General features: G+C 31.5%; 22 protein-coding genes and 5 pseudogenes. 26 read left to right on the top strand and 1 reads right to left on the bottom strand.

From position 1 onward, the window contains the following. Nucleotides 1–180 precede the first annotated feature (180 nt). The 25 genes and pseudogenes from HGAG_RS10875 to HGAG_RS07450 form a co-directional block, all read left to right on the top strand. Nucleotides 181–628, top strand: a pseudogene (locus HGAG_RS10875) (hypothetical protein); the annotation flags it as partial. Nucleotides 629–736: 108 nt separating this feature from the next. Further along, complete coding sequence (locus tag HGAG_RS07570) at nt 737–901, top strand: transposon-encoded TnpW family protein (protein WP_019118571.1); 165 nt, start codon at nt 737–739, stop codon at nt 899–901. Between the two features lie 41 nt (nt 902–942). Next, nucleotides 943–1,437: pseudogene (locus HGAG_RS07565) on the top strand (type IV secretory system conjugative DNA transfer family protein); the annotation flags it as partial. Between the two features lie 39 nt (nt 1,438–1,476). Then, nucleotides 1,477–3,314: pseudogene (locus tag HGAG_RS10870) on the top strand (DUF4368 domain-containing protein). Nucleotides 3,315–3,389: 75 nt separating this feature from the next. Then, nucleotides 3,390–3,962: a TetR/AcrR family transcriptional regulator gene (locus HGAG_RS07555; protein ID WP_000079884.1), complete on the top strand. Its 573-nt coding sequence runs from the start codon at nt 3,390–3,392 to the stop codon at nt 3,960–3,962. A gap of 50 nt (nt 3,963–4,012) precedes the next feature. Next, a complete protein-coding gene (locus HGAG_RS07550) occupies nt 4,013–4,531 on the top strand; it encodes a ClbS/DfsB family four-helix bundle protein (protein WP_000708365.1) in 519 nt (172 codons plus the stop codon). A gap of 140 nt (nt 4,532–4,671) precedes the next feature. Continuing rightward, nucleotides 4,672–6,411, top strand: a complete 1,740-nt coding sequence (locus tag HGAG_RS07545) for an ABC transporter ATP-binding protein (RefSeq protein ID WP_002842637.1) — start codon at nt 4,672–4,674, stop codon at nt 6,409–6,411. Next, entirely contained in the window at nt 6,404–8,113 is a 1,710-nt protein-coding gene (locus HGAG_RS07540) for an ABC transporter ATP-binding protein (protein ID WP_004838399.1), read from the top strand. Before HGAG_RS07545 ends, HGAG_RS07540 begins: the two co-directional genes overlap by 8 nt. 2 nt (nt 8,114–8,115) lie before the next feature. Further along, entirely contained in the window at nt 8,116–9,621 is a 1,506-nt protein-coding gene (locus HGAG_RS07535) for an ABC transporter ATP-binding protein (protein ID WP_002842626.1), read from the top strand. A gap of 1 nt (nt 9,622) precedes the next feature. After that, a complete protein-coding gene (locus HGAG_RS07530) occupies nt 9,623–10,327 on the top strand; it encodes an energy-coupling factor transporter transmembrane component T (RefSeq protein WP_025194627.1) in 705 nt (234 codons plus the stop codon). Between the two features lie 10 nt (nt 10,328–10,337). After that, nucleotides 10,338–10,922, top strand: a pseudogene (locus tag HGAG_RS10865) (MptD family putative ECF transporter S component). Between the two features lie 265 nt (nt 10,923–11,187). Beyond that, nucleotides 11,188–11,604: a sigma-70 RNA polymerase sigma factor region 4 domain-containing protein gene (locus tag HGAG_RS07520; RefSeq protein ID WP_001074477.1), complete on the top strand. Its 417-nt coding sequence runs from the start codon at nt 11,188–11,190 to the stop codon at nt 11,602–11,604. An 83-nt stretch (nt 11,605–11,687) separates the two neighbouring features. Further along, nucleotides 11,688–12,017: a DUF3847 domain-containing protein gene (locus tag HGAG_RS07515; RefSeq protein ID WP_009346081.1), complete on the top strand. Its 330-nt coding sequence runs from the start codon at nt 11,688–11,690 to the stop codon at nt 12,015–12,017. 178 nt (nt 12,018–12,195) lie between these two features. Further along, nucleotides 12,196–13,836 carry a MobQ family relaxase gene (mobQ, locus tag HGAG_RS07510; protein WP_019118567.1) on the top strand — a complete coding sequence of 547 codons (1,641 nt, stop codon included), beginning with the start codon at nt 12,196–12,198 and terminating at the stop codon, nt 13,834–13,836. Nucleotides 13,837–13,909: 73 nt separating this feature from the next. Then, nucleotides 13,910–14,083 carry a hypothetical protein gene (locus tag HGAG_RS11660; RefSeq protein WP_019035175.1) on the top strand — a complete coding sequence of 58 codons (174 nt, stop codon included), beginning with the start codon at nt 13,910–13,912 and terminating at the stop codon, nt 14,081–14,083. 183 nt (nt 14,084–14,266) lie between these two features. After that, nucleotides 14,267–14,794 (top strand): DUF3801 domain-containing protein, encoded by a 528-nt coding sequence (locus tag HGAG_RS07500; RefSeq protein ID WP_019118566.1) that lies wholly within the window; start codon nt 14,267–14,269, stop codon nt 14,792–14,794. A 432-nt stretch (nt 14,795–15,226) separates the two neighbouring features. Beyond that, entirely contained in the window at nt 15,227–16,222 is a 996-nt protein-coding gene (locus HGAG_RS07490) for an ORF6N domain-containing protein (RefSeq protein WP_019118565.1), read from the top strand. An 88-nt stretch (nt 16,223–16,310) separates the two neighbouring features. Next, nucleotides 16,311–17,024, top strand: coding sequence for a hypothetical protein (locus HGAG_RS07485; protein ID WP_019118564.1), 714 nt, complete (start codon nt 16,311–16,313; stop codon nt 17,022–17,024). A gap of 157 nt (nt 17,025–17,181) precedes the next feature. Beyond that, a complete protein-coding gene (locus HGAG_RS07480) occupies nt 17,182–17,367 on the top strand; it encodes a transposon-encoded TnpW family protein (protein WP_002842105.1) in 186 nt (61 codons plus the stop codon). An 11-nt stretch (nt 17,368–17,378) separates the two neighbouring features. Next, nucleotides 17,379–18,194, top strand: a pseudogene (locus tag HGAG_RS07475) (VirD4-like conjugal transfer protein, CD1115 family); the annotation flags it as partial. 18 nt (nt 18,195–18,212) lie between these two features. After that, on the top strand, nt 18,213–18,488 hold the full coding sequence (locus HGAG_RS07470) for a hypothetical protein (RefSeq protein WP_019118563.1): 276 nt from the start codon (nt 18,213–18,215) through the stop codon (nt 18,486–18,488). 191 nt (nt 18,489–18,679) lie between these two features. Then, a complete protein-coding gene (locus tag HGAG_RS07465) occupies nt 18,680–18,991 on the top strand; it encodes a single-stranded DNA-binding protein (protein ID WP_019118562.1) in 312 nt (103 codons plus the stop codon). 1 nt (nt 18,992) lies between these two features. Continuing rightward, complete coding sequence (locus HGAG_RS10860) at nt 18,993–19,151, top strand: Maff2 family mobile element protein (RefSeq protein ID WP_004825242.1); 159 nt, start codon at nt 18,993–18,995, stop codon at nt 19,149–19,151. Nucleotides 19,152–19,268: 117 nt separating this feature from the next. Further along, the gene (locus tag HGAG_RS07455; RefSeq protein ID WP_002839984.1) at nt 19,269–19,487 is read left to right on the top strand and encodes a helix-turn-helix domain-containing protein; all 219 of its coding nucleotides are present in this window, start codon (nt 19,269–19,271) and stop codon (nt 19,485–19,487) included. A 429-nt stretch (nt 19,488–19,916) separates the two neighbouring features. Beyond that, nucleotides 19,917–20,411, top strand: a complete 495-nt coding sequence (locus HGAG_RS07450) for a hypothetical protein (RefSeq protein WP_019118561.1) — start codon at nt 19,917–19,919, stop codon at nt 20,409–20,411. A 260-nt stretch (nt 20,412–20,671) separates the two neighbouring features. Here HGAG_RS07450 and HGAG_RS07445 read toward each other — a convergent pair whose 3' ends face one another. Beyond that, nucleotides 20,672–21,664, bottom strand: coding sequence for a helix-turn-helix domain-containing protein (locus tag HGAG_RS07445; RefSeq protein WP_019118560.1), 993 nt, complete (start codon nt 21,662–21,664; stop codon nt 20,672–20,674). A 537-nt stretch (nt 21,665–22,201) separates the two neighbouring features. Between HGAG_RS07445 and HGAG_RS07440 the strand changes: the two genes are divergently transcribed. Beyond that, on the top strand, nt 22,202–22,783 hold the full coding sequence (locus HGAG_RS07440; protein WP_019118559.1) for an MptD family putative ECF transporter S component: 582 nt from the start codon (nt 22,202–22,204) through the stop codon (nt 22,781–22,783).

Genomic DNA, 22,783 nt, shown 5'->3' with positions numbered 1-22,783 from the left:
TTTTGATATTAACTAAATTATTAGTATCAAAATTTTTTGTATAACGGGCAAGTTCCAATACTGGGGTGAAAGTTCCTAAATAGCGTAGTTGTCGACGAATTTCATAGCGATCCTGAAATTTCACATGGAGATATGTGGAAGAGAGGAACGACATGACTTGACGAACAGGAATATGATATTAAGGTTGGTTTGATTAAAAAGTCATCAATAAAAAATGAAAAGAAACAAGTAGAAACTATTACCATTACTTGAATGCGGGTTCTCCTTTAACACACATTTCAGAGAGTATTTCTCAATTTTAACAGATGTTTCGCCATTTAAATTTACTGCTGATATGGCTACTGCTTGGAGAAAAGTAAAAAGAGAAAATGATTTGAGTTTTACAATTCAAGATATGCTAAAAGTTTATTATGGAAAATCAAATTATGCGAAGTATGATAATTCAGTTTGTCAATGGAACCAATTTTTAAAGGATTTCTGTGCAGACAAAAATAGTTGCAAATATTCGAACAAATTAAAAGTAGCCTCTATTCTTTGGAAAGAAGTCAGAAATTCAAAAAATGAAAAAATTTATTCAAAGAATCTTTCGACTGAATATGCAGATAAGATAAAAGAGTATTGCAGGTAGGATATTTTTAGCTTGCTAAACTAACAAGTCAATAAAAGCTAACACGAAGGCAGTAAATCAAAAAAGGTTTACTGTTTTTTATTTGCCTAAAAATGGAAAGGAGGATACATGGAAGAAGAAAAAAGAAAAATACAAGTACCACCACATAAACAGTTGATCATGGATATTGGAAAGACAAAATATACTGTAAACCTACATTTTAAGCAAGGTACAGGGGAAACATACAAGGATAAAATACTAAAGCTAATCAAGAGAGAAACAGAGAAGATATAAATTTGTCAAAGAAATTTTGTTTATGTCCTTGACAAATCTTTCCAAAAGGCACGCTTGTGTTAGAGTGTGGAAAAATGCTTTATGAAAATGGGTATGACATAAAGATTTTAAACACAATAAACTTCAAAAAGTCTATGAAATACAATCCCTTTGCATATTTGAGAAGTGAAAAAGATATTTTAAAGCTTGTTCAAACTATAATTGCAAATACTAAGGGAGATGGAGAAAAGGCAGGAGAAGATTTCTGGGTAAAAGCTGAAAAGCTATATTACACTGCCCTTATCGGTTATATATATTATGAAGCACCAGAAGAAGAAAAGAACTTTAAGACACTTTTGGATATGATTGACGCTAGTGAAGTAAGAGAAGATGACGAAACCTATATGAACCCAATTGATAGGCTCTTTGAAGCTCTTGAAAAGAAAGATCCTACTCATTTTGCAGTTAAGCAATATAAGAAATATAAGCTGGCAGCAGGAGTAATAGAATTAAGGAGAACACTTAATCACTATTTTAGTGAAATATGTACTTCTTAATTCTTTTTTTATTGAAAAATTAAGAGAAAGGGGGTAAAAATGAGGAATTTTGAAAAGATAACAGCACTCTATGAGAGATTAAGTCGTGATGATGAACTGCAAGGAGAGAGTAACTCTATCATCAATCAGAAAAAAATATTGGAAGAATACGCAAGCAAAAATAATTTGTCAAACATCATTCACTTTACAGATGATGGAATCAGTGGAACGCAGTTTGACAGACCGGGATTTATGGCAATGATGAACGGAGTCAATCAAGGAAATATTGGTTGTATCATTGTAAAAGATATGAGCAGACTTGGCAGAGATTATCTCAAAGTCGGTCAATGTATGGAGATACTAAGACAAAAGGGCGTAAGACTAATCGCTATCAATGACAATGTAGATAGTTTTTACAGAGAAGATGATTTTACCCCTTTTAGAAATATCATGAACGAATGGTATGCAAGAGATACATCAAGAAAAATCCAATCGACTTTCAGGTCAAAAGGCGAAAGTGGGAAACATACTGCAAGTACACCGCCTTATGGCTATATCAAAGATGAAAAAGATAAAAACAAGTGGATAGTAGATGAAAAAGCAGCAGAGATAGTAAGGCGAATATTTAACCTGACCATGCAAGGAAATGGTCCGTATCGAATAGCAAAGATATTGGAGAGTGAAAAAGTAGATATACCAGCCTATCATCAACAGAAATTAGGCTATGGACTATATCAAAGCAAAAACTTTGAACATCCCTATCGTTGGTGCAGCTCAACCATAGCAAGCATTTTAAAGAAACAGGAATACTTGGGACATACAGTCAATTTCAAAACAAGAAAACACTTCAAGGACAAGAAAAGCAAATATGTATCCGAGGATAACTGGCTTATTTTTGAAAATACACACGAGCCAATTATAGATCAAGAAACCTTTGACAATGTGCAAAGGATAAGAGGAAATGTAAAAAGGTATCCTGACGGTTGGGGAGAATATCACCCACTCACAGGACTGATGTATTGTGCAGATTGTGGAAGTAAAATGTATGTTCATAGAACAAGCAATTACAAAAATATACCCTATTACACTTGCAGTGCCTATACTAAAACACCTTGTGGCATGCTTTGTCCATCAGCACACAGAATAAAAGCGGAAGTAGTCTTAAATTTAATACAAGACACACTAAAAGATATTAAAAAATACCTTGATGAAGATAATGAAGCCTTTATCTGTTCCATTCAAAATGAAATGGAAGAAAAAGAAAAAATAGAGATAGAAAAGAAAAAGGTAAGATTAACGGAAAGCCAAAACAGACTTAGGGAACTCGAACGACTTATGTGCAGAATTTACGAAGATATGATCCTTAACAAAATACCAAATAGCAGATATGAGATACTAAACAATCAATATGAAACAGAGCAGATAACTTTAAGCAAAGAGATCAAAGATTTAGAGCAGCAGGTATCAAGATATGAAAAAGAAACAGACAGAGCAAGAAAATTTATATCTCTTATCAGTCGTTATGAAAACTTTGATGAACTTACAACTACAATGATAAATGAGTTTGTAGAAAAGATTATCGTACATGAAAGAGATAGAAAAGGAAGTCAGACATCAAAGCAAAAGATAGAAATTTACTTTAATTTCATAGGTAATTACGAACTACCACAGGCGGAGTTAAGCGAAGAAAAAAACAAAAACTTGAGGAAGAAGAAAGAAAAATCGAAGAAAGAAAAGACAAGCTACATCAAAATTACCTAAAGCGTAAAGCGAGTGGAAAACAGAAAGAGTATGAAGATAAATATAAGGCAAGAAGAGAACAGAAGAAACAGGAGAAAATAAAGGTTTTGAAAAGAGTGGGGATACCGGTGAGTGAGTATATAAAAACAAATATTTAAATCTATCTTGACAAATATTGAATTTTAATTTATTATTAAATGTAGATTCAGTATTGGAATAGAAAGAGGTGTGCTATGGCACAAGTATTAAAAGAAGAAGTTAGAAATAGAATACTCGAAGCAGCAGAAAAAGTATTTTATAAAAAGGATTATAGAGGTGCCAAATTAACAGAAATTGCAAAAGAAGCAGATATTCCTGTGGCACTAATTTATACCTATTTCAAAAATAAGGCAGTTTTGTTTGATGCAGTAGTAAGTTCTGTTTATATAAACTTCGAGTCAGCTTTTAATGAGGAAGAATCTTTGGAAAAAGGTTCTGCTTCTGAAAGGTTTGATGAAGTTGGAGAAAATTATATTCATGAACTTTTAAAAGATCGTAAGAAGTTAATTATTTTAATGGATAAAAGCTCAGGTACAAAGCATACAGAAGCAAAACAAAAACTCATATCGCAAATGCAGGTTCATATTGAAGTAAGTTTAAAAAGACAATCGAAACAGGAATATGATCCAATGCTTGCCCATATTTTAGCCAGTAACTTTACAGAGGGACTTCTTGAAATAGCAAGGCATTATCAAAGTGAAAAGTGGGCAAAAGATATGCTAAAACTTATTGCAAAGTGTTATTACAAGGGAGTGGAATCATTGTAAGTTGATTTGATATTTAAATGCGATAAATTTAAATTTTTGGAGGAGATATTTTGAAGATATATAAAGATAAAGAAGAACTGAAATCTGAGATAAATAAAAGTTTTGAAAAGTATATTTCTGAATTTGATATTATTCCTGAATCTCTCAAAGATAAGAGAGTCCCTGAAGTTGACAGAACACCAGCAGAAAATCTTGCTTATCAACTCGGATGGACAACATTAGTTTTGAAATGGGAAAAAGATGAGAAAAACGGTTTTGAAGTAAAGACACCGTCGGATATGTTTAAATGGAATCAACTTGGAGAATTATATCAGTGGTTTACCGATACTTATGCTCATTTATCGATAGAAGAATTAAAGAAACGATTGAAAGAAAATATTATATCTATCTATACAATGATTGATACACTAAGTGAAGAAGAATTATTTCAACCGCATATGAGAAAATGGGCTGATGAAGCTACTAAAACAGCGACATGGGAAGTTTATAAGTTTATTCATGTTAATACGGTTGCCCCTTTTGGAACGTTTAGAACTAAGATTAGAAAATGGAAAAAGATTGTGCTATAATTTTTGATTTGCTGATACAGTAATTTAAAAAAATATAGTGATCGGATAAAATAGACTTTGCGTAATCAGCAAAGTCTTACTTTAAACCTTAATACTGAATTAAAATTCAATATTATTCAATTTTGAAAGGAGAGTTGTTCATGCCGGAAAAAGAATTAAGGAAAAAAGTGATTGGGAAAAATAGTTTATCCAATTCACTTCTTGCTTTAAAAATAGTATTTGATTTGATACCACAAATCTTACTTGTATATTTGATTAGTTCTTTAATCACAAACAATATTAACGAAGGTAATTTAAAGTATATATTCTTGGGAATCTTTATATCGTTTGTATTAAAAGGAGTGTTTTATTATTTTGCAACAAAGGTTGCCCATGAGAAAGCATACGAAAAATTAACAGAACTTAGGTTAGATATTATCGGTCATCTGAAAAAACTAAGTTTGGGATTCTTTAAAGAACATAATACAGGAGAGCTTACCAACATTGTTCAACATGATGTAGAGCAAGTGGAAGTATACCTTGCCCATGGTCTTCCTGAAATAATGGCAGTTACACTTCTGCCTACCATTATTTTTGTAGCTATGATTTTTGTGGATTGGCGTCTTGCTCTTGGGATGATTGCCGGAGTTCCACTCATGTATTTGGTAAAAGTTCTTTCACAGAAAACAATGGATAAAAACTTTGCGATTTACTTCAATCATGAAAACAGAATGAGAGAAGAGCTAATGGAATATGTAAAAAATATTTCTGTGATTAAGGCTTTTGCTAAAGAAGAGGAAATTAGTGAAAGAACATTAAAAACGGCAAGAGAATATATTTACTGGGTTAAAAAGAGCATGGGGATGGTTACAATTCCAATGGGACTCATTGACATATTTATGGAAATTGGAGTGGTTATTGTCATGATTTTGGGAAGCATATTTCTTTATCATGGAAATATTACAACGCCTAATTTTATCCTTGCCATTATTTTATCGTCTGCTTTTACTGCTTCTATAAGTAAGACAGCTACATTGCAACATTTTTCTATTGTGTTTAAGGAAGCGTTAAAGGCGATAGGGAAAGTATTAACAGTTCCACTTCCAAACAAAAAGACAGAACAAGGTTTAGAATTTGGAAACATAGAATTTAAAGATGTGAATTTTGCATACGGAAAAGATAGCTTTGAGCTTAAAAATATCAATTTGAATTTTAAGAAAAATAGTTTGAACGCCTTTGTAGGAGCAAGCGGTTGTGGAAAGAGTACGGTATCTAATTTGCTTATGGGATTTTGGGATGCAGATGAAGGACAAATACTGATAAATGGAAAAGATATAAAAGAATATAGTCAAGAAAATATCTCAATGCTGATTGGTAGTGTGCAACAAGAAGTTATCCTTTTTGACTTAAGTATTTTTGAAAATATAGCAATTGGAAAACTAAATGCAACAAAAGAAGAAGTCATAGAAGCTGCTAAAAAAGCAAGATGCCATGATTTTATTTCAGCATTGCCAAATGGATATGAAACACGAGTAGGTGAAATGGGAGTTAAGTTATCCGGTGGAGAAAAACAAAGAATCTCTATAGCAAGAATGATACTGAAAAATGCACCGATTTTAATATTAGATGAAGCAATGGCGGCTGTTGATAGTGAAAATGAAAGACTTATCGGCGAAGCAATTGACGATTTAAGCAAGGATAAAACCATCATTACAATTGCTCATCATCTAAATACGATTAGAGATTCAGACCAAATTATTGTTATGGATAAGGGTGTTGTTCTTGATGCAGGAAGCCATGAAGAGCTGATGAAAAGATGTGATTTTTATAAGGATATGGTTGAAGCACAGAACAAGGTAGATAGATGGAATTTGAAAGAGGTGGTAACAGAAAATGTTTAGAGAAATGTTAAAACTACTTACAAAAACTGGCAAGAGAGATTTGATTATATCGAGTGTATTCTTTGCCCTTTATGGACTAAGCTCCATAGCTATGATTGTGATCGTATTTTCTATACTGTTCCAAATATTCGATGGAACGAGCTTAGCAAGTCTATATAAATATTTTATTGCGATTGGATTACTTGTAGTGTTCAAAGGTATTTGTAATATGGTTGCAGATATGAAAAAGCATAGTGCAGGTTTTGATATTGTTCAGCAAATCAGAGAACGCATGATTATCAAATTAAAAAAATTCAGCTTAGGATTTTATACCAACGAAAGACTGGGCGAGATCAATACAATTTTACACAAAGATGTTGATAATATGTCCCTTGTTGTAGGACACATGTGGTCAAGAATGTTTGGTGATTTTTTGATAGGTGCAGTCGTATTTGTTGGTCTTGCAAGTATTGATTTCAAACTTGCTATTATTATGGCTGTATCTGTTCCGATTGCACTTATCTTTCTATATCTGACAATTAAGCAATCTGAAAAAATAGAAAATCAGAACAACTCAGCACTTCTTGATATGGTTAGCTTATTTGTTGAATATGTTAGAGGAATACCTGTACTAAAGAGTTTTTCAAACAATAAGAGCTTAGATAATGAGCTTATGAACAAAACGAAAAAGTTCGGAGAAACAAGTAAAGCAGCTTCAAGATTCAAGGCAAAACAGTTATCTATATTTGGTTTTTTACTGGATATTGGATATTTAGTTCTTTTAATTGCAGGAGCAATACTTGTTATAAAGGGAAATCTCGATGTGCTTAATTTTATTATCTTTGCGGTAATTTCAAAAGAGTTTTATAAGCCGTTCGCTTCTATGGAACAACACTATATGAACTATGTTTCGGCGGTAGATAGTTACGAAAGACTTTCAAGAATTTTATATGCAGATGTAATCCCGGATAAAGTGAATGGAATTGTTCCGAAAGATAATGATATAGCTTTTGATAACATTGGATTTTCCTATGAAAAAGATGAATTTAAAATGGAAAAATTGAGCTTTTCTATTGCTGAAAAAACAATGACAGCCTTAGTTGGAGAATCAGGTAGTGGAAAGACCACTATAACCAACTTACTTCTAAGATTTTATGATGTGCATAAAGGAAAAATTACACTCGGAGGAATTGATATAAGGGATATTCCTTATGATGAGCTTTTAGACCGTATTAGCATTGTCATGCAGAATGTTCAATTGTTTGATAACACGATTGAAGAAAATATCAGAGTAGGTAAAAAAGGAGCTACAAAAGAGGAAATCATTGAAGCTGCAAAGAAAGCAAGAATACATGATTTCATTATGAGTTTACCAAAAGGTTATGAAACTGATATTGGCGAAAATGGAGGAATTTTATCAGGTGGACAAAGACAAAGAATATCTATTGCAAGAGCTTTTCTAAAAGATGCACCGATTTTAATTCTTGATGAAATGACAAGTAATGTTGATCCTGTAAATGAATCTTTGATACAGGATGCTATTACAGAACTTGCAAAGAATAGAACTGTACTTGTAGTGGCTCATCATTTAAAAACAATTCAAAAAGCTGACCAAATTCTCGTATTTCAAAAAGGAAATTTACTTGAAAAAGGAAAGCATGGTGAACTTCTTGCAAAAAATGGTTACTACACAAAATTATGGAAAGCTCAGTATGAGGTATAACCATGATTTTGCTAAAAAATGTTTATTATGAATGGGAAGATGGACGAACTGCTTTAAAAAATGTCAATCTTGAAATTAGAAAAGGTGAATTTGTTTTAATTTCAGGGAAAAGTGGAAGTGGTAAAAGTACTCTTGGAAGTGTGATGAATGGTCTTATTCCACATTATTACAAAGGCAAAATGAAAGGGGAAGCCTTTGCGTCCGGAAAAGATATAAGCAAATTATCGCTTCATGAAATAGGGCGTATTGTAGGTACTGTATTTCAAGATCCAAGAAGTCAATTTTTCACGACAACGACAGATGAAGAAATAGCTTTTGGGCTTCAAACTATCTGCAAATCAAGATATGAAATCAAACAGAGAGTAGAAGAAGTATATGCAGAGCTGGATATTGAGGAACTGAAAGGAAAATCTGTTTTTGAATTATCAAGCGGGCAGAAACAAAAGATAGCTATTGCAAGCATCTATGCAATGAATCCGAAAGTTTTAATTTTAGATGAGCCTTCAGCAAATTTGGATATGAAAGCAACATTTGACCTATTTTTAATTTTGGAAAAATTAAAGAAAAAGGGAACAACTGTTGTTCTAATTGAACATCGTTTGTACTATGTAAAATCTTTATTTGACCGTTTTCTTTTGGTTAAAGATGGAGAGATTGCACAGGACTTGAGTCGGGAAGAAGTTATCCATCTTGAAGGGAAGTTTTGGGATGATAATGGACTAAGAACTCTTGAATTAAAAGAATACAGGATAAGTGAGAAGAAAGATTTATATCAATTAAATGATGAAAGTATCAGTGGGAAAGGCTTGAAATTTTGTTACCCAAGTGCAACTAAGGTTGGAAATAAGCAAAATCAATACATCTTAAATCATCTTGATTTCAATATGGAGTGCGGAATAGCCATTGGTCTTATCGGCTTAAATGGTACCGGAAAAACTACCTTTGCAAGAGTGATTTCAGGACTTGAGAAGATAAAAGAGGGGAAGATATGGACGGGGAAAGATAATTCGCTTAATCATAAAGATTTAATGGATATGTCATATTTTGTCTTTCAAGATTCAGACTATCAGTTGTTTTCGGAAAGTGTACTTGATGAAATGCTGCTTGGTATTTCAAGTAAAGATAAAAAAGAAAATACTCAAAAGGCAAAGTCTATTTTGAATGTACTTGGCTTAGATAAATACATTGATAAGCATCCGTTTGCTTTATCAAGAGGAGAAAAACAAAGACTCACAATAGCTTGTGGAATGATGAAACAGGCAAAAGTTTTTATCTATGATGAACCAACATCAGGTTGTGATAAAGACTCAATGCTTTCAGTGGCAAAATTAATTGAAGAACAATTAAAAAATGGAACAACAGTTTTGGTGATAAGTCATGATTTTGAGTTTTTAGCGAACACAGTGAGTAAGCTCTGGGTAATGGGAGATGGAAAAATAGAAAGTGTTTTGAATATGAGTGAAAGTAATAAAATTCTCATATTGGACAAGATGAGAGGAGGTAGATAACTTGATGGATAGAAAAACAGTCGATCCGAGAATAAAACTTACTCTACTTCCAATTGTTGGATTTACGAGCTTTTTTATAAGCGATACAATTCTACTTTTCGGACTGATTCTCTTTGCCTTTTTTCTGTATGTATACAGCAGTATGTGGAAAAGAGCATTACGCTTTATTTTGTTTTTTGTGATTTTATACTGCATAGAGTTATGGCTTGGAAAGTTTTGTGAAGCAAGTATCGTATTTGCAATATATATGTTTATTTACTTTGCATCAAGGATGACCTTAATTGCTATGTTTGGTGGATATATAACAAAGACTACAAGTGTAAGTGAAATGCTTGAAGCATTAAATAGAATGAAAGTACCAAGAAGCATTGGTATACCTTTTAGTGTTTTGCTTAGGTTTGTACCAACTATAAAAATAGAACTCAAGGCATTAAAAGAGAATATGAAGATTCGAGGAATCGTAACAAGTAGATTTTTTCCCTTGCTACATCCAATTAAATATATTGAATATACGCTTGTTCCGCTTTTAATGAGAATGATTAAGATTTCAGATGAACTGTCAGCTTCAGCACTCATTAGAGGACTTGATAGTGATGAGAACAGGGTTACATTAACAAAATTGAGGTTTAGAACAACGGATTTGTTGATTGGACTATTAGGAGCTTTGATGATTGCTCTTGTGATAGTAATACAGAAAATTTATTAGGAGGACTTTTATGAAAAACAAATTAAATGGTCGTGATTTTATTACAATCGGAATCTTTAATGCAATTGGAATTGTCATATACATGGCGGTTGCATTTGCTATGGCAACAACAGTGATTGGAGGATTTATTGCTTCAGGAGTTAGCTTTATGGTAGCTGCTACCGTTTATATCCTTATGGCTTTGAAAGTTAAAAAGAAGGGCGTATTTACAATATCAGGAACGCTTCTTGGTTTAATTGCATTGTCAGGAGGACATTTGCCTCATGCAGTCTTTGCTGTAATCGGTGGAATTATATGTGATTTGATTATAGGAAATTATGAGAGCAAGGGACGAATGATTATTGGATAGGGGATATTTGCATTAGCGGATTTTTTAGGGACAGTAATTCCTGTGATTTTATTCGGAACAGCTTCTTTTGTGGAAAGAGCATCAAAATGGAAAATGAGTGAAGCACAAATAAATGAAGCATTATCTTATTTCAAAGTTTCATGGGCAGTAGGCTTTGCCTTGATAACATTTGTTCTTGCTTGCATAGGAGCATTCGTTGCAACAAAGATACTCAAAAAGCATTTTGAAAAAGCAGGAGTGATTTAATAATAAATTTACTTAGGAGGGAAAATAATGGAGGGATAATTATGTCAAAACTTATAGTTTCGGTTTTCACAGAACGATATAATTATCCTTTTTTATTCTTGGAATTGCTTACACATAGCAATAATACTTTACCAGAAACGACCAAATAGAAAATTATATAAAACATTAGTTTTTAAGCCGAGAGGACTTTTTACGCCAAAGTGTAGAAGTCCTCCTTTTTTATTCTCAAAACCAAAACAGAGAACTTAAAAAGGAGGATGACTAAGTGGCAAAGAAAGAATATTACCTTTATGTAAAAGGCAAAGCCGTACCTGTAAGTGAAGAAGTCTACAAAGCCTATTGGAAGATAACAGAGCATGAAAAGTATCTCCAAAGAAAAGATTGGAAGCATAATGTAATACCATTTTCGGCACTGGATCATGATGGACACTTTGTAGATAACATCATAGATGAAAAGATAGACTTAGAAAAAATTGTAGAAGTAAAAATGCGAATTGAAGAACTTCATAAAGCATTAAATACTCTTACAAAAGAAGAACGAGAACTAATGGAAGCCATCTTCTACAAAGAAGAAAGTCTAAGGTCAATCAGCAGAAGAGAGAAAGTTACACATCAAGCAATCAGTGGGAGGAGGGATAGGATTTTAGAAAAACTGAGAAAGATTTTAGAAGATAAAATCTAAAAACTTGGAAAGGTTAAGTGTCAAAAAAGGTGCTTAACCTTTCTTTATGGAAACAAGCAGATACCAAAACGGAGGAATTAAAAATGAAGAAAGAAAAAACATTACAGGAAGTACAGGAACAAATTTCTGAACTTCAGGAAGAAAGAGAAAAGTGCGATGTAAAGCTGAAACAATTACAAAATCAAGGCAAAAAATTAGAAAAACTGGCAAATGAAAAGGAACGAAAAAGAAGAAATCACAGGCTCATACAAAGGGGATTGATAGTAGAAAGGGTCATTAAAAATCCTCTAATATTTACCAATGAGGAGATAGAAAAACTGTTAAATATCTCTACTCACACAGAAGAATACAGACAAGCCTATGAAGAAATGATAAATGGGAAAGATATGGAAGATGAAACAGACATAGAGTAGATAAAATAAAAGACCTTAGTTTTTTCAGAAGCTCCCTGCAAGGGCAAAAAGCTTCGCAGAACGCAAAGCACCCTTTAGGGTGTATAATTGCGCCCTTTGAAAAAGGGAGCGAAGATACGACCTGAACATTAGGATAGTAAAATCCCAAAATTGAAAACAGATAAAGGAGGAAAAGACAATGGAAATCAAAAGTTTGCATACCCATGTAGATATTGTGGCAAGGTCAAAAGGGCATAGCGTGATTGCAAAAGCTGCATACAATGCAAGAGATAAATTACAAGATGAATACTATGGAAAAACACATGACTATTCTAAAAAAGAAGACCTTGTATTCTCAAAAATATTTCTGCCGGAACATATCCCGAAAGAGTTTTCAAACAGAGAATACCTATGGAATAGTGTTGAAAAAATAGAGAAAAGTAAAAATTCACAACTTGCAAGAAATCTGCTCTTTACACTTCCAAGAGAATTAAATGAACAGGACAGAATAAAGTTAATCAGCGAATTTATAGAAGAAAACTTTACTTCTAAAGGTATGATAGCAGACTGTAATATTCATAATCCTATGGCAAGCGATTATGAAGAACAACCACACGCCCATATCTTACTTACCCTTAGAGAAATAGACGAAAAAGGGAATTGGAAACCGAAATGCAGAAAAGAATATATCCTTGATGAAAACGGAGAAAAGATAAAACTGAAAAGCGGAAACTATAAATCAAGAAAAGTAAATCTGAACGATTGGAACGAACCTGACAAAGCAAAAGAGTGGAGAGAAAACTTTTCAAAGAAAGCAAACGAATACTTGGCAAGAAACAACATAAATAAAAGGATAGATCCACGCACCTTTAAAGAACAAGGAAGAGGAGAACTCCCGCAAATTCATTTAGGCACAAGCAGTTATCAGATGGAGAAAAAAGGCATACAGACAGAGAGAGGAAACCAAAACAGAAAAATCATCGCCTTGAATTTAGAATTTAGAAAATTAAAAGAGGAGCTATCCAAACTTACGTCTTGGATAGGCTCGTTACTTGGAAGTCTGCAAGTAAAATATGATGAATACAAACAGGAGAAAAAAGAAGAATATGAGAACAAGGCGGAACTCTTTAATCTCTATGAGTACATCAGTATTTATTATGACTTACAGGGAGAAAAAGCAAGAAAGTTAAATCCCTATGCAAGCAACAAAAAGATAGGTGCAGACCTAAGACGATTTTCCAAAGCAAGAATATATCTGAAAGGCAACAATCTTAAAACCATAGCCGACCTACAAGAAAAGATAAGCACATTACAATCCCAAAATAAGAAGATTAGTCAAGACATTAAGGCGAAAACCACAAGAATAGAAAACTTAAATAAATGCTTTGCCTATGCGGACATCATCAAGGATAACAAAAAAGTCTTTGAGGAATGGAACAGTAAATCCCTATTCAAAGACAGCTTTTACAATTCCCATAAAGATGAGATAGATAAATATAAAAGAGCAAGGGTAATTCTTGAAAAGATAACAGGCTCATCGGCGATTAAGTCTAAAGACTGGAAAAAAGAAATCCAAAGCCTTGAAGATGAAATATCGAAACTCAACAGACAATCACAATCAATCAAAGAAGAGTACGAAAGTATCAACCATATCAAGTATGCAGTCAAGACAGTCAATGACGATTATGGCATAGACCTAAGTATTGAGATTGACAAGGCGATTAAGAGAGGAGAAAAAGAAAGTATCATAGAAAAGATAAAAGAGTATAAGCAAGACAGTGATAGTTTTAATAAAAAAAGACAAATGACTAAAGACTATTACAAAAATCAAGAAAGATAAGACCTGGTAAAAATATCTTATCCAAGCTATAATATGACCAAGAAAATAAAGGTAAATCTAGGAGGTAATAGAGATGAATAAAAGGCAAGAGCTAATAGATGAACTCATAAAAGCAGATCAAGATGGAACATACAAAACATATAAAAGCACAGAAGAAATAAAAGCAATGAACAATGAAGAAATACAGATTATATATTCCAACATGAAAAACTATCTATCAGACAAAAGAACACACATAAACTACTAAAGGTGGAAAGGCATTGTAAGCTATTTAAAAGTATAAAAGGTACAAATATCTAAGAAAGATATAAAAACATCAAAAATAAGTATTCCACCACCAAGAACAATAAAATAAAAACAATTCAAGGGAAGTATAGAAAAATTAAAGCCTATACTTCCCTTTTTTTAATTTAAACAAAGGAGATAAAACATGATAAACGAAGAAATAAGTAAAGAAGTAGGTCAAGCAGCACAAACCATAATAACATACACAATAAAGGCAGCAAAAGAAACAATCAATCTTGAAAAAGAAATAAGAAAAAAGATGAATGAAACTTTAGAAAAAGCAAACGGAAACCTCAAAAGTCTTATGGGCGATGAAATAAAAATAAAAGACCTCTACAAAAAAGGACAACTAGAAAATATAAGCATAGATCAAAGCGACCTCAAAGACTTAAAAAAAGAACTAAAGAAACTTGGAGTAAGTTTCTCAGTAATGAAAAACAAAGAAACAAACAACTATGAAGTATTTTTCCAAGCCAAAGACATAAAAGTAATGGAATATGCCTTTAAACAAGTCATAGCCAAAGAAAATAAAAAAGAAAAAGAAAGTATCCTAAAACAAATAAAGAAATACAAAGACTTATCCAAGAACAAGGATAAGACAAAAGAGAAAGTAAAAAGAAAAGTTAAAGAAAAAGTAAAACCAAGCAAAAAAGATATGACCAGAGAAATCTAAGGGAGTAACGAAAAGTTACACCCTTAAATACCTATAATAACAAGACTTTCGAAAAGCAGAAGTCCAGAATTTAAGAAAATCGGAAATCAAGAATTTCGATTATCGAAAATCAAGAAAGGAGCAGATATGGCAACAAACAAAAGATATTATTGGATAAAACTAAAAGAGGAATTTTTTACAGATAAAATAAACAGAGGACATTGTCCTTAATGAGTCCAACACATTTCCGATAAGAGATAGAGATAGAGAAAGATATAGAGATAGATAAAGAGAGAGAGGGAGAGATAGAAAAGATTTAATATTTTTGGTATAATTATAGAAATTAGGCTTTGAAAATATTATGGATAATTGGCTTAAGATCTGTAAGCTAAATGAAATAAAGAGAAAATGGCTACAACTTGTAGCCCCAAAAATATATAGGAGGTGAATTTTGTGGCAGAGAAAAATAAGGAAATTGTAGTTATAGATGAAACTACAATTAAAAGTAAGATTTACTATATACGAAATCAAAGGATTATGCTTGATTTTGAGTTGGCTGAAATCTATGGGTATACAACGACAAGATTTAACGAACAAGTAAAAAATAATTCGGAGAAATTTGATGATGATTTTATGTTTCAGTTGACGAAATCAGAGTTTGAAAACTTGATATCGAAAAAATCGACATCAAGTTGGGGCGGTCGTAGAAAACTACCTTATGCTTTTACAGAGCAGGGTATTTATATGCTTATGACTGTATTAAGGGGAGAACTTGCCGTTAAACAGAGCAAGGCTTTAATACGAATGTTTAAGCAGATGAAAGACTTCATCATTGAAAACCAAGATTTTATCGGTTCAAAAGAATTAGTACAAATAGCAATTCAAACAAATCAAAACACAAATGATATCGCAAGGATAGATAGTAAGATTAACACATTAGCTACTAAAGAAGATTTGAAAAAGGTAATGGATAATTTTATAGACCCGGAAACATATAAACATTTCCTCTTGATGAATGGAGATAAGATAGAAGCTGATGTTGCCTATACAAAAATATATAAATCAGCAAAGAAAAGCATTTATGTTATAGATAACTATATAGGACTTAAAACATTGGAACTTTTAAGAGCTGCAAGAGATAAGACTCAAATCATAGTCTTTAGTGATAATGTTAAGAACAAGGATATGCTTACAAAAAACATCTTAGATGATTTTAGAAAAGACTATCCTAATATAGACCTGAAACTGAAGATAGCAGGTAAAAAATATCACGATAGATATATAGCAATAGACTTTGGAACAGAAAATGAAGCCTTTTATCTTTGCGGAGCTTCGTCAAAGGATGCGGGAAATAAAATATCAAGTATTACCAAGATAGAAGAATCTTCTAAAGATATGTACCATGATATGTTTAGTAAGATGTTAAATAATAAAGACTTAAAAATTTAATATACAAAAATAAAAATCAAAATAATTTACGTAAGGCGGTAGAAGTAAAAACTATCGTCTTTTTTTATTTGAAGAAAGGTAGGAGAGTATGGCAGATAAAAGAATGTTTTCACTAAAGATAGTGGATAGCGACTTATTTTTGGATATGCCACTAAGTAGTCAATGCCTATATTTTCATTTATCAATGAGGGCAGATGATGATGGTTTTGTAAATAATCCTAAGAAAATCATCAAAATAATCGGAGCAAATGAAGATGACCTAAAAATACTTATTGCCAAAGGCTTTGTGATAGTCTTTGATCAGGGAATTATCGTCATTACTCATTGGAAGATAAATAACTTTATTAGAAAAGACAGATATAAGCCAACAATGTATATAGAGCAGAAACAGCAGATTTATCAGACGGAAAATGGAGCATATATTTCAGAAGAAAAAGTTGGTTGTCATCTGGTTAACCAAAGGTTGTCAAGTGGTCAACCCAGTATAGATAAGGGTAGATTAGATAAGGTTAGTATAGATAAGGGGAGAGGAGAAAAAGAAAACCAAGCAGCCCCAGTTTCTTTTTACGGAAAATATCAAAATGTTCGATTAACTGAAGAAGAATATCATAAGTTAAATGATAAGCTGCAAAGTCATACAGATACAATGATTGAAAAGCTATCAAGATATATTAAAAGCTCTGGGAAATACTATAAAGACCATTATGTAACAATCCTTAATTGGTATGAAGAAGATAAAGAAAAACTAACACAGAAAGGTTTAAATAAAAAAATGAACTATGACGTAGGCGAATCTTTATAGGTAAAAGAGGTGGAAAGGCATTATTAAAGACTTTAAGTATGAAAAGGTATCAAAGTATGCCAGAGATAATAAAAATGTAAATATGACACTTAAAAAGCGATTAGAAAATTAAAAATCTAATCGTCTTTTTTATTGAAACAAACAGGAGGGAAAATATATGCACGAAAATAAAAATGAACAGAATACAGGGATAAAAACTATAAAGAAAATTGGTAAAGCAACTTATGAGGTTGTTGTTCACTTTAATGAAAATGCGACTGAAACTATGCAAGATAAATTGAAAAGGATAATGCTTAGAGAAATGGAGCGAGAAAAAGATAAAAAACCTCATAAAAATGATTAGAAAGTCCTTGACAAGTTGTTACAGGAAAAACTGCCAAGTCAATTCTAATATCTTGTGGAGCAAGACTTGCACCTTTTGATATAAGAGAGCTTAGAGAACTAATGAGCGAAGATGAATTAGAACTCGATAAAATTGGAGATAGAAAAACTGCTTTATTTGTAATAATATCAGATACTGATGATACTTTTAACTTTGTAGTCTCAATAATGTATTCCCAATTATTTAATTTACTATGTGATAAGGCAGATGATGTGTATGGTGGAAGACTTCCAGTTCATGTTAGGTGTCTACTTGATGAGTTTGCAAATATTGGCTTAATTCCTAAATTTGAAAAATTAATAGCAACAATTCGTTCAAGAGAAATATCAGCAAGCATAATACTGCAAGCACAATCTCAATTAAAAGCAATTTACAAAGACCATGCAGATACAATAGTTGGTAACTGTGACTCCACACTCTTTTTAGGAGGAAAAGAAAAAACAACAGTAAAAGAATTATCAGAAACCTTAGGAAAAGAAACCATAGACCTATATAACACATCAGAAACAAGATCAAATCAAAAATCTTTTGGTCTAAATTACCAAAAGACTGGAAAGGAACTTATGAGCCAAGATGAAATAACTGTAATGGATGGTGGAAAGTGTATATACCAGCTGAGAGGAGTAAGACCTTTCTTGTCTGATAAATTTGATATTACAAAGCATAAGAATTACAAGTTGTTAGAAGATTATGATAAGAAGAACTTGTTTGATGTGGAAGAGTATCTAACAAATAGAGATAAGGTAAAGTTAAAATCAAGTTATAAAATAAATAGGTTAAACATTTGAGTTTATGGAGAAAGTAAAATGTGTGAAAATAGAAAATCATCTTTAATTATATTAAATATAAATGGTGAGCAGTTTATTCTAGAAAGTGATACGGAACTCACAAGGGATAAGAAAAATTATATTGAAGCAATATGTGAGACAATGTACGATGAAAACAATGAATGGTATGAAGATATATATGATATGTCCCCATATGATATAGCTGATCTATTTGAAAAAACAGTAAAAGAAGAAGTAGGAATAAATGTTAAATTTAAAGCGATAGATCTTGAAGTATCGATTTTAGAAGATTAGAAAGAAGGTATTAATAGGCGATAGAAATTAAAAACTCTATCGTCTTTTTTTATACTCAAAATTAGGAGGTTAAAATGATAAGGATAAGAAGTCCCACTTAAAACAATTTAATATATAAGGCATTTAGCGGTTGGAATTAACTTTTCAGTCGCTTTTTTAATTGAAATTTATAGATTAAGGAGAAGAAATTAATGGATAGAGAAATGATAAATATTAATGCAAATTTAGTTAAGGAAGCTGAATTTTCAGAATTTGAAAAAGATGGAGAAAGTGTTCAAGTAGCAAATTTTGCTCTTGTAAAAAATTATGGCAAGGGCAAAGAATATACAAATTGCTCAGTATATGGAGAAAAGGTAGAAATTGTAAAAGAATTTGAAAAAGGAGATCTAATCCATGTCTTTGGATATTTCAAAGAAAATAAAAAAGGAGATAAGGTCTACAAGAATTTTATAGTTAAATCACTAAATAAAATAGAAAATAAGAAAGAAAACGAGGAGGAATAATATGGAATTTTTTACAGCTGGAGTTGGAGTTTTAAAGACACTTGTAACTGCAATTGGTGCAGGTTTAGGTGCATGGGGAGTTATTAACTTAATGGAAGGTTATGGTAATGATAACCCTGGTGCTAAATCTCAAGGTATTAAGCAATTTATGGCAAAATAAGGACGGAATAACACAACAAATTCTCTAAAACAAATCACTAAATCAATGTAAGATTGAATGAAATCAATATTTATGCTATAATTAAATAAATCTAATAGAGAGAAAAAGAGGGATATTATGGCACTTAACTATAAACCATTATGGATACAATTAGCAAAAAAAGGATTAAAGAAAACAGATGTAATAGCTATGGCAGGACTTACAACAAATGTTATGGCACAAATGGGCAAAGATAAACCAATTACATTTAAGAATTTAGAAAGAATATGTAAGGCTCTATCTTGCACTCCTAATGATATTATTAGTTTTGAAGATGAATTTGAAAAAGAGATTTAAATTCTTATAGTTCTTTACACTTGATTTACAAGGGATCAAAGAAAATCTTAATAAAGGTTTCTAAAATTTTATTGAAATAATGTATAATTTGTGATAGCTTACTTACAATTTTAGAATTGTAATCTTTATATAGGGTGTTTTTATATCTTGTCAATGATTTTGTAAATATCTTTTAGATTGGAATCCAAAGTTTTGTGAGTAATTTATTTGAGAATTTACAAAACTTCCTAATACATGACCTGTATGTGTATAATTACATTGACAAGAAGACATCTGTGATTATAGATTTTAAACAACTATATAAATTGTAAAAAAGTATAGCACTAATACTAGCAAGAAAATTTATACGAATTTAGTTGACACAACTAAGAAAAATTGCTCCCATTTACGAAATGGTTTATACTTCAAGAGAGGAGGTGAACTAAATTGATGAAAACACTTGGTATGTTAACAATCATCTGCTTAACAGCATCAATTATGATGATGAATTTTATACTTATTATACCAAAATTTGGCTCGAAGCATTTCGGCGCACCTGATGATATCAAAGTTATGATGAGTAAGTTGCCAGATAAACCGATTTGGGTCAATATAATCGGCGGACTTATCATGATACTTGGATTGCTAACCATTGCAGCCGTCCTAGTCTGGGCAATTGTTGATACAGTAAAATTTAGTTTAACTTTTCAGCAAGCCTTTGTTAGATTTTTAATACTATTTGAAGGATATAAGCTTTTTGATATTATCTTTTTTGATTATCTCATGCTTACCAAGTTAAAATTGCCGACTAAAGTTTACCCAGAGACGGTTGGTGCTAAGGGGTATGATAATTTTGGATTTAATGCGAAAAGTCAGATTGCAAAAATTATAATCTTCTTTTTCGTGAGCCTAATTTTGGCATATTTACTGACCGTTTTGGTTTAACTAAAAATTCATAACTTGTAATGTTCAATTCAACTTCTTGGCTATTTATTTTAAGGGGCTGTAGCTTAAAAAGAACCAATTATCAGAAATAGATAGAAGCCATGAACAGTTGTATGAAGATGGGTTAGAGTGAAATATAAACGAAAGAAACTTCAATCTAATGAATGTGAGCATATCTTAAAAACAAGACAAGAACCATTCCTATACAAATATCTATACATGCAAATTCATATAAGATAAAGGCGTATAAAAAAATTAGTTTAATCACTGCAATCACAATTTAAATTGTGGTGGTCGCAAGTCAAATTACGAACTTCACTAGGAAGTTTTCCCTTGTATCTTTTGTAATAAATGGAAAATTTGCTATGGGATGTGTATCCAACAGATTGAGCTATTTCTTTTATAGGAAGTTCGGTATTTAAGAGAAGAGTCTCAGCCACGTTCATTCTTTTTCTTTGAGTATATTCTGTAATGCTTTGACCATATTTTTCTTTGAATAGATTTTTTAATTTAGTCCCGCTCATTGTAGATATTTTTTCAAGGGTTTCTTGATTTACATTCATGGCGAAATGATCGTCTAAAAATCTGGCTACATCTTCGAGTGCTTTATTATCATCAGACTCAATTTTATATTTTTTCCTATTTAAGTAGGTATCTATTACTATACTTACCCATTCATTTGCTTTGGCTTTAAAGAAAAAATCAGCGGCTGGAGCATCCATCTTACAATTTAATATTTCCATTGCCACTTTTTCTAAAGACTTTGTAAGTATTATTTGATTAGTTTGAAGTAAAGCCCTATAAAATGATTCCGGATCAATATTAATGGCTGATAGGTGGTTTTCCAAAAGCTCTTTTTTAAAGCCTATAGAAACAGAAAGATAATTCGAATTTTCGTGTAATAAAAACATAAAGTCGTCTTTTATATTATCAAAATCAAAAGTACATAAGGAGTTTGCAGTAAGTGTTTGATAAGGATTAAATTTTTCACCGTTTGCACTTACTATGTAGCTAGTGTATATAGAAACATAGTCCGACATACTATAAGTATTGTTTTGAACTACTTCTTCACTGATATAAAAATCATGTATACCAATAATAAAACCATCGCCTTCATAGAACCAATAAAGCCCTTCTGCATAAGTTAAATCTTCTCTACTCCAACAAAATGTATGCCCTGCACTTGAGTATTTCTTATTATTTTTACATTCATCTACTTTCATATATTCTTTTACAAAATCATAATAAGTCATAACACACCTATCCCTTTTAGACAATATTCCATTTAGTCTTATTAATTCAAAACTATTGTATAAGTAATTATAACTGATGTATAATAAAAACGCAATGATATTTATTATCAACTAAGCGAACTTATATCTAAAAGGGATATTAAAGAAAGGGGAGATGATTATGAAGATTTATAAAAACTATTTGCTTATGTAGAGGATAAAATATCTTGGGGTTTTCTCCATAGTTTTTTCTGTTATATCTGCGGTACTTACAGTATATGGATATTATTTAATCTACAGATTTTTAGACAACTTAATTATCCGTGCAGATTTATCTGGTGCAGAGTGCATAGCATTAAAATCAGTCTTTGCATTAAGAAGTGGAGCGATATTTTATTTTGTTTCAACGATATTTTCACATGTATTGGGATATACGATTGAAACAAATTTGAGGGAAAGAAGAATTGATGGTTTAGAGAAAGCATGCTATAAGCTCTTTGATTTAAACCATTCTGAAAAATCGGGTTAAATTTATTATTGTGAAAGGATTGAAAAAAAATGAATAAAAAATTACAAGTTAAAGATTTAATGACAGTTGGAATATTTACTGCTTTATATTTAGTAGTAATATTTGCGTCTATGATGTTGGGATATTTACCAATCATGATTCCTTTCTTAGGAGGAGTAATGGCTATATTTGGCGCAATACCATGTATCTTATATATTTCAAAAGTAGATAAATTTGGAATGGTATCATTAATGGGAGTTTTATCAGGATTAGTATTTTCCTTTATGGGGAGTGGGGTAATTGTACTTTTATTGGGGATTGTTTTTGGTCTATTGGCTGATTTAGTTATGAAATCAGGAGGATATAAAGATTTAAAAAGAACAATATTGGGCTATGCAATTTTTTCCTTATGGAGTGTAGGGTTTAGCTTAAGAATGTATATAGATAGAACAAATTTTTTTGCTTCTCAATTAGAAACTTATGGAAAAGATTATGTAGATACTTTAATGTCTCTAACCCCAACATGGACATTACCAGTTATAATTATTATTACTTTCATTTCAGGACTCATCGGAGCAAAATTAGGTGTGCGCATATTTAAGAAACATTTCATGAGAATTGGAATAAAATAA

Source organism: Anaerococcus obesiensis ph10 (genome assembly GCF_000311745.1).
Lineage (GTDB): Bacteria > Bacillota > Clostridia > Tissierellales > Peptoniphilaceae > Anaerococcus > Anaerococcus vaginalis.
Note: the sequence above shows the minus strand (reverse complement) of the source record. Positions and strands in the feature narration are given on the sequence as shown.

What these genes read in the sequence shown, in the direction of transcription:
- HGAG_RS07570 (WP_019118571.1), top strand. Translation starts at nt 737, where the DNA reads ATGGAAGAAGAAAAAAGAAAAATACAAGTACCACCACATAAACAGTTG.
- HGAG_RS07555 (WP_000079884.1), top strand. Translation starts at nt 3,390, where the DNA reads ATGGCACAAGTATTAAAAGAAGAAGTTAGAAATAGAATACTCGAAGCA.
- HGAG_RS07545 (WP_002842637.1), top strand. Translation starts at nt 4,672, where the DNA reads ATGCCGGAAAAAGAATTAAGGAAAAAAGTGATTGGGAAAAATAGTTTA.
- HGAG_RS07540 (WP_004838399.1), top strand. Translation starts at nt 6,404, where the DNA reads ATGTTTAGAGAAATGTTAAAACTACTTACAAAAACTGGCAAGAGAGAT.
- HGAG_RS07535 (WP_002842626.1), top strand. Translation starts at nt 8,116, where the DNA reads ATGATTTTGCTAAAAAATGTTTATTATGAATGGGAAGATGGACGAACT.
- HGAG_RS07515 (WP_009346081.1), top strand. Translation starts at nt 11,688, where the DNA reads ATGAAGAAAGAAAAAACATTACAGGAAGTACAGGAACAAATTTCTGAA.
- mobQ (WP_019118567.1), top strand. Translation starts at nt 12,196, where the DNA reads ATGGAAATCAAAAGTTTGCATACCCATGTAGATATTGTGGCAAGGTCA.
- HGAG_RS11660 (WP_019035175.1), top strand. Translation starts at nt 13,910, where the DNA reads ATGAATAAAAGGCAAGAGCTAATAGATGAACTCATAAAAGCAGATCAA.
- HGAG_RS07500 (WP_019118566.1), top strand. Translation starts at nt 14,267, where the DNA reads ATGATAAACGAAGAAATAAGTAAAGAAGTAGGTCAAGCAGCACAAACC.
- HGAG_RS07485 (WP_019118564.1), top strand. Translation starts at nt 16,311, where the DNA reads ATGGCAGATAAAAGAATGTTTTCACTAAAGATAGTGGATAGCGACTTA.
- HGAG_RS07480 (WP_002842105.1), top strand. Translation starts at nt 17,182, where the DNA reads ATGCACGAAAATAAAAATGAACAGAATACAGGGATAAAAACTATAAAG.
- HGAG_RS07470 (WP_019118563.1), top strand. Translation starts at nt 18,213, where the DNA reads ATGTGTGAAAATAGAAAATCATCTTTAATTATATTAAATATAAATGGT.
- HGAG_RS07465 (WP_019118562.1), top strand. Translation starts at nt 18,680, where the DNA reads ATGGATAGAGAAATGATAAATATTAATGCAAATTTAGTTAAGGAAGCT.
- HGAG_RS10860 (WP_004825242.1), top strand. Translation starts at nt 18,993, where the DNA reads ATGGAATTTTTTACAGCTGGAGTTGGAGTTTTAAAGACACTTGTAACT.
- HGAG_RS07455 (WP_002839984.1), top strand. Translation starts at nt 19,269, where the DNA reads ATGGCACTTAACTATAAACCATTATGGATACAATTAGCAAAAAAAGGA.
- HGAG_RS07450 (WP_019118561.1), top strand. Translation starts at nt 19,917, where the DNA reads ATGAAAACACTTGGTATGTTAACAATCATCTGCTTAACAGCATCAATT.
- HGAG_RS07445 (WP_019118560.1), bottom strand. Translation starts at nt 21,664, where the DNA reads ATGACTTATTATGATTTTGTAAAAGAATATATGAAAGTAGATGAATGT.
- HGAG_RS07440 (WP_019118559.1), top strand. Translation starts at nt 22,202, where the DNA reads ATGAATAAAAAATTACAAGTTAAAGATTTAATGACAGTTGGAATATTT.